The organism is Nonomuraea sp. B10E15 (genome assembly GCF_039871615.1).
GTDB lineage: Bacteria > Actinomycetota > Actinomycetes > Streptosporangiales > Streptosporangiaceae > Nonomuraea.
This window is the reverse complement of the sequence record NZ_JBDPMB010000007.1, coordinates 186,087-197,522: the sequence shown is the minus strand read 5'-3', so window position 1 is coordinate 197,522 and position 11,436 is coordinate 186,087. Positions and strand designations below refer to the sequence as shown.

Annotated in this window: 9 protein-coding genes; 6 read left to right on the top strand and 3 right to left on the bottom strand. The window is 72.1% G+C overall.

The window, feature by feature from the left end; all coding sequences use genetic code 11:
• Positions 1–64: 64 nt before the first annotated feature.
• Positions 65–1,105 (bottom strand): LacI family DNA-binding transcriptional regulator, encoded by a 1,041-nt coding sequence (locus ABGB14_RS22220; RefSeq protein ID WP_347645722.1) that lies wholly within the window; start codon positions 1,103–1,105, stop codon positions 65–67.
• A gap of 190 nt (positions 1,106–1,295) precedes the next feature.
• Between ABGB14_RS22220 and ABGB14_RS22215 the strand changes: the two genes are divergently transcribed.
• The 5 genes from ABGB14_RS22215 (at position 1,296) to ABGB14_RS22195 (ending at position 7,843) form a co-directional block, all read left to right on the top strand.
• Positions 1,296–1,925 carry a helix-turn-helix domain-containing protein gene (locus ABGB14_RS22215; RefSeq protein ID WP_347645721.1) on the top strand — a complete coding sequence of 210 codons (630 nt, stop codon included), beginning with the start codon at positions 1,296–1,298 and terminating at the stop codon, positions 1,923–1,925.
• A 52-nt stretch (positions 1,926–1,977) separates the two neighbouring features.
• Positions 1,978–3,348 (top strand): hypothetical protein, encoded by a 1,371-nt coding sequence (locus ABGB14_RS22210; protein ID WP_347645720.1) that lies wholly within the window; start codon positions 1,978–1,980, stop codon positions 3,346–3,348.
• Positions 3,349–3,477: 129 nt separating this feature from the next.
• Entirely contained in the window at positions 3,478–6,045 is a 2,568-nt protein-coding gene (locus ABGB14_RS22205) for an FtsX-like permease family protein (RefSeq protein WP_347645719.1), read from the top strand.
• Positions 5,978–6,817: a class I SAM-dependent methyltransferase gene (locus ABGB14_RS22200; RefSeq protein ID WP_347645718.1), complete on the top strand. Its 840-nt coding sequence runs from the start codon at positions 5,978–5,980 to the stop codon at positions 6,815–6,817. The genes ABGB14_RS22205 and ABGB14_RS22200 overlap by 68 nt, the downstream gene beginning before the upstream one ends.
• 51 nt (positions 6,818–6,868) lie before the next feature.
• The gene (locus ABGB14_RS22195) at positions 6,869–7,843 is read left to right on the top strand and encodes a TAXI family TRAP transporter solute-binding subunit (RefSeq protein ID WP_347645717.1); all 975 of its coding nucleotides are present in this window, start codon (positions 6,869–6,871) and stop codon (positions 7,841–7,843) included.
• A 126-nt stretch (positions 7,844–7,969) separates the two neighbouring features.
• Here ABGB14_RS22195 and ABGB14_RS22190 read toward each other — a convergent pair whose 3' ends face one another.
• Together ABGB14_RS22190 and ABGB14_RS22185 are read right to left on the bottom strand one after the other, a co-directional pair.
• Entirely contained in the window at positions 7,970–9,553 is a 1,584-nt protein-coding gene (locus tag ABGB14_RS22190) for a HAMP domain-containing sensor histidine kinase (protein ID WP_347645716.1), read from the bottom strand.
• A gap of 6 nt (positions 9,554–9,559) precedes the next feature.
• Complete coding sequence (locus ABGB14_RS22185) at positions 9,560–10,243, bottom strand: response regulator transcription factor (protein WP_347645715.1); 684 nt, start codon at positions 10,241–10,243, stop codon at positions 9,560–9,562.
• 169 nt (positions 10,244–10,412) lie between these two features.
• Here ABGB14_RS22185 and ABGB14_RS22180 point away from each other — a divergent pair, with 169 nt between their 5' ends.
• The gene (locus ABGB14_RS22180) at positions 10,413–11,435 is read left to right on the top strand and encodes a tripartite tricarboxylate transporter substrate-binding protein (protein WP_347645714.1); all 1,023 of its coding nucleotides are present in this window, start codon (positions 10,413–10,415) and stop codon (positions 11,433–11,435) included.
• Position 11,436 lies beyond the last annotated feature (1 nt).

Genomic DNA, 11,436 nt, shown 5'->3' with positions numbered 1-11,436 from the left:
AGATCGATCTAAACCGACGGGTCAACCATATCGACAAAAACCGGTAGGTCAAGTGTGGAATAGTTCAGTGGCAACCGCAGGACGCGCGCGCGTGGATTTCGGGCGGCGGAGGCGTACGGCTGCCCTCGACCGGCATCCCCATCTCCGCCAGCAGCACGCGGCCGCAGACCCGGCCCAGCTCGACAGGATCGGTGGCGATGCTGCTGATCGACGGGTTCCACATCGCCGACTGGTGAAGGTCGTCGATGCCCAGCACCGCGCAGGGCGTCGCGTCGGGCGTGCCGAGCCGCAGCGCCTTCGCCAGGCCATAGGCCACGTTGTCGCTGTGGCACAGCACCCCGTCCGGCGGCGGCCCCGCGGCGAGCAGGTCGGCGGCGCGGCGGCGCGCCGCGTCCGCGGTCGCCTCCAGCGGCTCCGACCAGGCCGCGTCCCAGCCGGCGCCGGCCTCGGCGACCGCCTCGCGGAAGGCCCGCATCCGGCCCACCCGCGGCGAGGCCAGCGGGTCGCCGCCGAAGTAGGCCACCCGGCGGCAGCCGTGCACGGCGATCAGGTGCTCGGCGCCGAGCCGGCCGATGGCCACCTCGTCAGTGCCGACGAAGGGCAGGTCGACACCGTCGATGCGCCGCAGCAGCAGCACCGTCGGCAGGCCGCTGCGGCGGATGCCGGCGAAATGGTCGGCCGCCGAGGTCAGCGCCGGGATGGTGACGACGCCGGCCGCCCGGTGCCCGACCAGGGACTGCAGGATCTGTCGCTGCAGGTCCAGCCGGTCGACCGTGTTGGCGATCGTGACGAAGAAGCCGACCTCGCCGAGCACCTCCTGCACGCCCAGCGACACCTCGGCGACGAACGGGTTCATCACGTCCGGCATCACCAGCCCGACCAGGTCGTTACGCTGGGTCCGCAGGTTCGCGGCGGCCTGGTTGTAGATGTATCCCAGCCGCTCGGCCTCGGCCAGGACCGCGCTCCGGGTCGCCGCCGACACCAGCGGGCTGTTCCGCATCACCAGCGAGACGGTGGCCCGGGACAACCCCAGCGAGTTGGCCACGTCGATCATCCGCACCCGTCGCCCCCGGGCCCGGTCGCCCTGCTCCAGGTCGTCTTGCACGTCTCACCTCCCGCGCCGGCCGGCACCGCCCTGCATGAACGACAAGCGTCGCCGCCGCGGCGAACAGCAGGCGGTGATCATCAGGTGATCAGTGGCGGCCTCAGGATAGCCCGATCTCGGCCGGGACAAAATTCCCGATCATGGAACTTTCCGGTTGCAGGGAAGTTCCGGTGAGCGTATGTTCTGGTCCATGCAGGAGTCGCGGCGGGAGCGGAAGAAGCGTGAGACGCGGCAACGGATCGTCATGGCGGCGATCAAGCTGTTCGAGGAGCAGGGATACGAGCAGACCACGATGGCGCAGATCGCCGCGGCGGCGGACGTCGACCCCAAGACCTTCTCCAACTACTTCCGCAGCAAGGACGAGGTTCTGTGGGTCGGCAGCGAGCGGGACTTCGACGTGCTCTTCCGGGCGATCGCGGAACGCCGGCCGGAGGAGGGCCCCGGCGAGGTGCTGGCGAGGATGATCCAGGAGTACGCCGCCCACCGCCGGCCCAAGGTTCCACAGAAAGAGCCCGAAGAGCTGTCCGCGACGGCCCGTCTTGTGCTGAACACGCCCGCCCTGCAGGCGAAAGGGCTCTACCTGATGCTTGACCTGCAGCACCGGATCGCCGGCGAGTTGCAGAAGGCGTTCCCCGACCGGCTCGACCCCATCACCGCCGCGGCGATGACCGGCGCGCTGCTGGGCGCGATCCAGCAGGCGAGCTGGACGAGCGTTCAGCTCGGCCGGTCGCAGGACGAGTTGTGGGAGGCGGCGCGGCATGCCGTCGACATCGCCATGCAAGGCCTGCGTTCGGCGCGACCGCACGCCGAAGGCGCGTAACTCGGACCGGCCCACAAGGCCGGCGGCATACCGCAGAAAGGATCGGCCCACCATGAGGGAGAACGTCCGGCAGGTGGCCCGCGACGCACGACGCGCCGCGCGGGAGGGCACCGCGGGGCTCATGCGGCGCCGGCGTGCCCGCCTGGCCGAGGCGGTGGCCTACGCCCGCGCCCACTCGCCCTACTACCGCGAACTGTACGAAGGCCTGCCGGATCAGGTCGACGACCCGGCGCTGCTTCCGGCCACCGACAAGAAGGCGCTGATGGCCCGCTTCGACGACTGGGTCACCGACCGGCAGGTGACTCTCGAGAAGGTCGAGGCGTTCGTGGCCGACCCGCGTCTCGTGGGGCACCCGTTCTGCGGCCGCTACCTGGTGGTCACCACCACCGGCACCAGCGGCCTGCGCGGCCTCTTCGTGCTGGACGACCGGAACATGACCGTGCACACCGGCCTCGGCCTGCGCTCCGGTGGAGGGCTGTCGGCCGGGGACGTCGTCCGGACCCTCGCCCGCGCGGGCCGTACCGCCATCGTCACCGCGCCCGGCGGCCATTTCGCCACGGTCGCGGGACCGGCCCGGATGGCGTTGGACAGGCCATGGCTCGGCCGGATGATGCGGATCTTCCCCATCAACCAGCCGATCGCGGACCTGGTCGACCAGCTCAACCGGTTCAACCCCGCCAGTGTCGCCGGCTTCGCAGGCATGCTCACCCTGCTCGCCGGCGAGCAGGAAGCGGGCCGCCTGCGCATTTACCCCTCCCTGGTCATCCCGGGCGGTGAGACGCTGTCTCCGCACGCACGGGAGCGGATCGCCACCGCGTTCGGAGCCAAGGTCCGCGCCACCTACGCCTCGGCCGAGTGCGGCTTCCTGAGCGCCGGCTGCACGGACGGCTGGTATCACGTCAACAGCGACTGGGCCGTCCTGGAACCGGTCGACGCCGACCACCGGCCCGTCCCACCGGGTCAGCTCTCGCACACCGTCCTGATCAGCAACCTCGCCAACCGGGTCCAGCCGATCCTCCGTTACGACCTCGGTGACAACGTCATCGTCCGGCCCGACGCCTGCCCCTGCGGCAGCCCGCTGCCCGCCATCCGGGTGCAGGGCCGCGCCGCCGAGCTGCTCGCCTTCCCCACCGGCGGTGGCGACCACGTCAGCATCTCCCCCATGGTCTTCGGCGCCGCGCTGCACGTGCCGGGCGTCGAGCAGTTCCAGCTCGTCCAGACGGCACCCACCACCTTGCGCGTACGCCTGCGAACCGCCGACGGCGCGGACGCCGACCGCGTGTGGGAGACCACGCGCGACCAGGTGACCCACCTGCTCGCCGAGCACCGGGCCGGGGCCGTCACCCTCGAACGCGCCGAGGAACCACCGCAGCAGTCGCCCGGTGGCAAGTTCCGCAGGATCATTCCCCTGGCCAGGGCGTGACGGCACGTCCACGTACGCGGCGCCGCACCCGTAGGCGGTAGCCTGCGCGGTGCCCGGGTCCCGGCCGCGACCGTCGCCGCGCCGGCACACGACCCACGCAGGGCAAGGGCTCGACTCTCGGGAGAAACGGTGCGGTTCTGGCGACTCGCACGGGAGCACCTGCGCACGATGGGCGTGCTCCTCGCGCTGACGTTGAGCGCCTGCCTGCTGGTCGCGGGGCTGCCCAGGGCGACGCAGGCGTCGTACGACGAGGCGCTGCGCCGCGCGCTGAGCTCCGCCCCCGCCGTGCTGGCCGACCTGACCGTGACCATGGAGTCGAGCTCGCGGGAGGAGGACCTTCGCGAACGCGCCCCGTTCGACTCCCTCGACCGCCTCTGGCGCCGGATCATGCCCGCACGGCTGCGCCCGCTGGCCGCAGCCGGTGGTCACATGAGCGCCAAGACCATCCGCACGCCGATCACCGGCACCAGCGGCCAGGCGTACATCAACCTGGGCTGGCTCTCCGACGCCGACCGGCGCGTGGACTGGGTGCAGGGGCGGGCGCCCGGCGCGATCGCGACCATGCGGTACGAAGGCCGGACGATCCCCGTGTTCGAGGTCGGGGTCGTCGAGGAGGCCCTGGGCAAGATGGAGCTGCGGCTGGGCCAGACGAAGATCGTCGGTGAGAACGATCAGGCCGGCGTGAAGATCGTCGGCGTCTTCCGCGCGAAGGACCCCGCCGACCGCTACTGGTCGCACCACCTCGACGTCCTGCACGTCCTGCGGCTGCAGCCGCTCCAGAAGCACATCACGGCGCTGATCTCCGAGGCCGGGCTGGGCGTGCTCAGCGGCGGGGAACGCTACCTGACCTACCGCTGGACCCTGCCCGTGGACCCGCGCGCGGCGAGCGCGCGGGCCGCCGGCGACCTCCGGACGGCGGTCGCGGAGTTCGACCGGGTGGTGGCGCTGCAGCCCATGGGCACGGCCGCCCCTTTCCACCTGCGGACCGCGCTGCCCAAACTGCTCGGTGACTTCCTGGCCGAGCTGTCCACCGCACGGACCGTGATGTTCCTGGTGCTCGGCGGGCTGCTCGCCGTGGCCGTCGGCGTGATCGTGCTGGCCGTGCAGCTCCTGACCGACAGGCTCGACCACGCGCTGACGCTGGCGCGGGCGCGCGGCGGCTCGCTCCGGCAGGTGGCGGGCACGGCAGCGGCGCTCACCGGGCTCGCCGTGGCGCCCGGCGCCCTGACCGGGTACGCGCTGTCGTCCCTCGTGCCCGGTCCCGCGCTGCCGATCGTGCACGCCGGGCCGGTGCTCGTGGTGCTCGTGGCCGTCGGGTTCGCCGCCGTGCGCCTGGCCCTCGTGCACCGCACACCTCTGCGCGAACGACGCGACGACGTGGCCGCCGCCCGGCCCTCGGCCAGGCGGATCACCCTGGAGCTGCTGGTCGTCGTGCTGGCGTCGGCCGGGGCCTACCTGCTGCGGGCGCGCGGGCTGGACGACTCCGCGGGGCAGGACCCGTTCCTGCTGCTGGTGCCGGTCGCCTTGACCGCGGCGGCGGCGCTGATCACCCTGCGCTGCTACCCGTACCCGCTGCGGCTGCTCGTACGGCTGGCCGCGCGCGGCCGGGCGGCGGTGCCGTTCCTCGGGCTGACCCGGGCGGCCAGGGCCCGCCCCGCCGGCGTGCTGCCCGTGCTCATCCTGCTGCCCGCGCTGGGCGTGTCGGTGTTCGCCGCGGTGATCTCCGACGGGATCGCCGGCACGCAGCTGCAGGCGTCCTGGCAGCAGGCGGGCGCGCCGATCAGGATGACCTCCGACATCGAGATCCCGGCCGACGCGATCGAGCGCGTGCGCGGCCTTGCCGGGGTGGAGCAGGTGGTGCCCGCGCAGACGGGCGAGGTGCAGATCGGGTACGGCGGCGAGCGGGCCGCGGCCATCGCCGTGGACGTGGCGCGGTGGCGGCAGATCCTCGGCGGCACCCCGCTCGACCTGCCCGCCCTGTCCGACGGCGCGCTCGTCTCGCCCGAGCTGCGCGGCCGGGGCACGTTCGAGATCGGCTGGCAGTCGCGGCTGAAGCTCGCCACGCGCGGCGTGATCGAGTCGGTGCCCGGCTTCTTCACCGAGGGCAAGTTCCTCGTCGTGCCCATCGACGTGCAGGTCCGGCCCTACGTGAACACGCTGCTGATCAAAGGGGACGCCTCGCTCTCCGCGCTGGCGCGGCTCGTCCCATCGGCCACCATCACCTCCCAGGAGACGACCCTGGCGGCCATCAGGGACGATCCGCTGACGAGCGCGGTGCGCTGGGCGCTCGTGGTGGTGACGGTCGCACTGGCCGCGTACGCGCTGGCCGCCGTCGTGCTGGGCCTGATGGTCGGGGCGGCGGAGCGAACCAGGGCGGTGTCGTTCCTGCGCACCCTCGGCCTGTCGGAGCGTCAGGCGCAGCGGCTGACCGTGCTGGAGATCCTGCCCATGATCCTGGTCACCGCGCTGACCGGGCTCGGCCTGGGCCTCGGCCTGCCCGCCGCGCTCGGGCCCGCCGTGGACCTGTCGCCGTACGCCGGTGACCTGCCCGTCGGCGACTACGCGCTCAACCTGTTCGTGCCGGGCGCGCTGGCGGCAGGGCTGGCCGCCGTGGCCGTGCTCGGCGCGTATGCGCACACGCTCATCAGCGGCCGCCGCAGCCTCGGCGCCGTCCTGCGCGTGGGAGACCTCGTCTGACTGGTCATCGCCCAGCGTTCCGGGCACGGTAGAGGCTGTGCCCGAAGACAATTTCGACGAACGAACAGCACGGACGTACGAAGCCAAATGGCCGGAACTGTTCGACCCTGCGGTCGTCGACCCCGCTGTACGGTTCCTCACCGACCTGGCCGGGCCAGGCGGCGCCGCTCTCGAACTGGGCATCGGTACGGGGCGCATCGCGTTGCCGCTCAGCCGGCGCGGTGTTCGGGTGCACGGCATCGAGCTGTCGCGGGCGATGGTGGCGCGGCTACGGGCCGAACCGGGCGCGGAGAACATCCCCGTGACCATCGGTGACTTCGCCACCACCCAGGCGGGCGCCACCTTCACCCTCGCCTACCTGGTGCGCAACACCATCACGAACCTCACCACGCAAGACGAACAGGTCGAATGCTTCCGCACCGTGGCGGCGCAGCTGGCACCCGGCGGCTGTTTCGTCATCGAGGTCTATGTCCCTGAGCTTCGGCGTCTCCCGCCCGGCCAGACCGTCCATCCGTTCACCGTGACCCAGGAACATCTCGGTTTCGAGGAGTACGACGTGGCATCGCAGATCGCCGTCTCCCACCATTACTGGGTGGTGGACGGCCGGCTCGAGACCCGTTCGACGCCGCATCGCTACGTGTGGCCGGCCGAACTCGACCTGATGGCACGGCTCGCCGGCATGACCTTGCGCGAGCGATGGGCGGGCTGGAAGCGCGAGCCGTTCACCAGCGACAGCCGCACCCACGTCTCGGTGTGGCAGAAGGCGACATAACGGCCGATCGGTACTTCTTGGCGGTGCGGCTCCGTCCGTATCATCGCGGGCATGGTGCTGCTGAACCCGGAGCCGCGGCCCAGCCGGCGGGCGGTGCTCCTGGCCGCTGGAGGGCTGCTCGCCGGGTGCGCCCAGCAGCCCGAGGCCGACGAGGTCGACCTGCGACTGGCCACCGGGCCGGCGGGGGCGGTCTACCGGCGCATCGGCGGCGCGCTGGCCGGCCACATCTCCGAGCGGGTGCCGGGCGCCACCGTGCGCACCGTGCCGAGCGGGGCGTCCACCGACAACATCCGGATGTTGCGGGCGGGCGAGGTGCAGCTCGGGCTGACGAGCCTCGACGCGCTGATCATGGCTGACGGCAGCGCTCCCGAGGGGCTCTCGGCGATCTGCCGCCTGTACGAGAGCCACCTGCACCTCGTGGTCATGGCCGGTTCGCCGATCGAGGAGTTCCGCGACCTCAAGGGCAAGCGGGTCTCCCTCGGCGCCCGCGACTCGGGCACCGAGTTCACCTCGCTGCGGGTCCTGGAATCCGGGCCGGTGGACGCCGACGGCCACTACCTCAGCCAGGCCGCATCGGCGGCGGCGCTGCGCGACGGCGAGATCGACGCGATGTTCTCCCTGACCGGCGTCCCGACACCCGCCATCACGGAGCTGGCCGGGCAACACGCGATCCGGCTGATCCACCTGGACGAGCAGGCGCCCGCGCTCTTCACGGCGTTCCCCGGTCCCTACACTCCGGCCATGATCCCCGCGACCGCCTACGCCGGTGTCCCCGCCACCCGCACGGTCGCCGTCCCGAACGTGCTTCTCGCGCGCAACGACCTGCCCGACGACCTGGTCCACGCCATCACCGACACGATCTTCACGCACACCGGCACGATCACCTCCGGCGGGCCCGACGCCGCCGGGGGCGGTCCGGAAGCCATACCCGAGGCGTGGCAGATCAACGTACGGACCGGCATCTCCACCGCGTCGATCCCGCTCCATCCGGGCGCGGCCGCCTGGTTCCGCGACCGCAAGCGCTGATCCCGAGCGCCGGCCGAGGTCTCCGTCACCCGATTCAGGAGGTCTCAGGCCGCGGGATTCAGGAGGTCTCAGGCTGGGGATTCAGGCGTCCCGAGCGAGGCTCGTGCCGGAGGTCGCAGGCGAGGCTCAGGCGGGGGCAGGAGCCGGCGCGTCCGGCGGCGACGCCACCCGGGGCACGGCGGGCAACGCGACCACCGCGGCGAATCCGTGCCCCGACCCGTCCGGACGCGGCAACCCGTCCTCCAGCCGCAGTTCGCCCCCGGCCGCCCCCACCAGGTCGGCGCAGATCGCCAGTCCGAGGCCGGTCCCCGGCACGTTCTGGTGCCGCGGCGAGCGCCAGAACCGCCGTAGCGCCTGGACCCGCTCGGACGCGTCGATCCCCTGCCCGTCGTCACGGACGACGATCGTGACCACCCCACCGCCCCCGGAACCGGCCCCGGGCCCATCACCCTGCCCATCACCCTGCCCATCACCGGGCCCATCTCCCTGCCCATCACTGGGCCCACCGCCTGGGCCGCCGGTCTCGCCCGGATCGGCCTGGGCGGTCACCTCCACCGCCCGCGCGTCCGACAGCCGCAACGCGTTGCTGATCAGCTCGTCCAGGATGCTGCCCAGCCCTCCGGACGGCTCCAGCAGCCGCAGACCCGGCGGTACGTCGACCGCCAGCGTCTGCCCCGCGTTCTCCGTCAGCGCCCGCCACCGGTCCACCCGGGTCGCCAGTACCGCGTCGAGGTCCACCGGCGACGCCGTCCTTATGCTCTCCATCCGCGCGCTGGCCTGCAGGGAGTTCAGCATCCGCTGCATGGCTTTCAGCTCGTCGACGGCGACGGCGTACACCTGACGCCCGTCGCCGGCCCTGTCGCCGGCCCCGTTCCCGGACCCGTCAGCCGGGCCCAGGTGCGGTTCCAGGCTCTCCACGGCGAGCCGGAGGCTGGTCAGCGGGTTGCGCAGCTGGTGGGAGGCGTCGGACACGAACGCCCGCTGCCGCTGCACGGCGTTCTCGACGGCGTCCATCATGGTGTTGAACGACTCGGCCAGCCGCCGCAGCTCGACCGGGCCCGCCTCGGCGTCCGCGCGGATCGTCAGGTCGCCCTGGGAGATGCGCGAGCTGGCCGCGTCCAGTTCGCGTACCGGCCGCAGCACCCACGCCGACACCGGCCAGGCGACGGCCACGAGCGCGATCAGCGGCAGCAGTCCGAGACCGGCGAGCCGGGCCCAGCGCGCGAGGATGCGGGAGCGCGTCTTCGACAGGTCGGAGATCGTCACGACGGCGCCGACGACCTCGCTGTCCCGGCCCACGGGTTCGGCGACCACGAGTGCGGAGTCGTCCCACGGCGCCCATTCCCCTGAGGGTTCGGGTCTGGCCCCGGCCAGCGCGGCCGTCACGATGCGGGGCAGCGCCGGCTCCTTGCGGGCCGCCTCCTGGTAGGCGTCCGCGGGTCCGAGCAGCACCGTGCCCGAGGTGTCGATCACCGCGACGGGGATCCCGTACAGCTCGTGGTAGCGGGCCAGTTCCTGCTGGAGCGCCTCGGTACGCCCGGTCGAGAGCGCGGTCTCGGCCAGCGACGAGAACCGTCCGACGTCGTTGAGCCGGTCGACGTACGTCTCCTGGATCTCGCGTTCGGCCACGGTGACGCTGAGCGGCACCCCGAGCGCCGCGACGAGCAGCACCGCGAGGGGCACCAGGACGACGAGCAGGCGACGGTGCATGGCGGGTCAGCCGGTCGGCTCCGGCCGCTCGGCCAGGAGCCGGTAGCCGACCCCGTGGATCGTACGGATGACCACGGCCGGTCCGAGCTTGTGCCGTAGCGCCGCGATGTGGGTGTCGAGGGTGCGGCTGGAGGACTCCCAGGTGGCGCCCCAGATCTGGTCGAGGATGACGTCGCGGCTCACCACGTTGGGGGCCCGCCTGGCCAGCAGCAGGAGCAGCTCGAACTCCTTGCGGGTCAGCGTCACGGGGGCGCCGTCGACGGTGACCTCGCGGGTGCCGACACCGATCCGCAGCGGGCCGAGGACGAGGGGCTCGTCGGGGTGGCTGAGGGCGCGGGCCAGCCGGGTGCGCCGCAGGACGGCGTCGATCCTGGCCAGCAGCTCCGGGATGCCGAACGGCTTGACGATGTAGTCGTCGGCGCCGGCGCGCAGGCCGCGTACGCGCTCGTGCTCCTCCGAGCGTGCCGTCACGGCGATGACGGCGGTTTCCGGGCGGTCGCGCAGCTTGCGGATCACGTCGAGCCCGTCGCCGTCGGGCAGGCCCAGGTCGACGAGGACCACGTCGGTGGGGTCGGCGCGCACGGCTTCGGCGGCGGTGGCGATGCGGTGGACCTCGAACCCGGCCTGAGCCAGGACGGTCACCAGACCCCGCGCCACGCGGTCGTCATCCTCGATGATGGTGATCCGCATAGTGGATTGTACGACCCGGTCAAACGCCGGTGTTAGCCCGTTCTTGGGATTTCTCTGACATCTTGTGCATTCCTTGGGATTCCTCTGACACTATCCGCGCCCCTGCCAGCCCAGACTGAGGCCGCGCACTCACCGACGGAAGCGAATGCGCTGACGAGGAGGCCTCGACATGAGAACGTCCAGCAGATACCGGGCCACCGCGCGGATGATCGCCACGATCGGCGTCGTTTCGCTCATCGCCGCGTGTTCCGGCAACGGAGGTGGAGGCACCGCCGACGCCGGCGGAGGCTACCCTGACGACAACATCACGATCGTCGTGCCGTTCAGCGCGGGCGGCCCGACGGACACCGTCACCCGCCTGATCGCCGAGCCGATGGCCGCCAAGCTCGGCGGCAAGATCGTCGTGCAGAACGTCGAGGGCGCGGGCGGCACGGTCGGCGCCGGCGAGGTCGCGCGGGCAGAACCCGACGGCTACACCGTGCTCATGCACCACATCGGCATGTCGACCGCGCCCGCCCTCTACAAGGACCTGGGCTACCAGCCTCTGGAGAGCTTCGAGACGGTCGGGCTCGTCACCGAGGTGCCCATGACGGTCGTCGCCCGCAAGGACTTCGCGCCCGCCACGCTCAAGGACCTCGTGGCCCACGTGAAGGCGAACGCCGACAAGGTCACGCTGGCCAACGCCGGCATCGGCGCCGCGTCCCACCTGTGCGGCCTGCTGTTCCAGACCGCAGCCGGGGTGAAGCTCCAGGAGGTCCCGTACGAAGGCACCGGCCCGGCGCTGACCGACCTCGTCGGCGGCCAGGTCGACTTCATGTGCGACCAGACGACCAACACCAGCGGCCAGATCACCGCCGGCGAGGTCAAGGCGTACGCCGTCACCACGCCGGAGCGGGTCAAGAGCCTGCCCGACCTGCCCACCACGGCCGAGGCCGGGCTGCCCGGCCTGGAGGTCAGCGTGTGGCACGGGCTCTACGTCCCGAAGGGCACGCCGCAGGACGTCGTGCAGAAGCTGTCCGAGGCGCTGAAGGCCGCGCTGGCCGACCAGAAGGTCATCGACCAGATGGCCAAGCTCGGCACCGCGCCCGTCCCGGCCGAGAGCGCGACCCCGCAGGCGCACAAGACCAAGCTCGAAGAGCAGCTCGGCACCTGGGGCAAGGTCATCGCCGACGCCGGCGTCAAGGCCTCCTGAG

Bases quoted from the DNA above. Each gene is read 5' to 3' on its own strand.
- ABGB14_RS22200 (WP_347645718.1), top strand. From the start codon at position 5,978: ATGCGCACACGCTCATCAGCGGCCGCCGCAGCCTCGGCGCCGTCCTGC.
- ABGB14_RS22185 (WP_347645715.1), bottom strand. From the start codon at position 10,243: ATGCGGATCACCATCATCGAGGATGACGACCGCGTGGCGCGGGGTCTG.
- ABGB14_RS22210 (WP_347645720.1), top strand. From the start codon at position 1,978: ATGAGGGAGAACGTCCGGCAGGTGGCCCGCGACGCACGACGCGCCGCG.
- ABGB14_RS22180 (WP_347645714.1), top strand. From the start codon at position 10,413: ATGAGAACGTCCAGCAGATACCGGGCCACCGCGCGGATGATCGCCACG.
- ABGB14_RS22215 (WP_347645721.1), top strand. From the start codon at position 1,296: ATGCAGGAGTCGCGGCGGGAGCGGAAGAAGCGTGAGACGCGGCAACGG.
- ABGB14_RS22190 (WP_347645716.1), bottom strand. From the start codon at position 9,553: ATGCACCGTCGCCTGCTCGTCGTCCTGGTGCCCCTCGCGGTGCTGCTC.
- ABGB14_RS22195 (WP_347645717.1), top strand. From the start codon at position 6,869: ATGGTGCTGCTGAACCCGGAGCCGCGGCCCAGCCGGCGGGCGGTGCTC.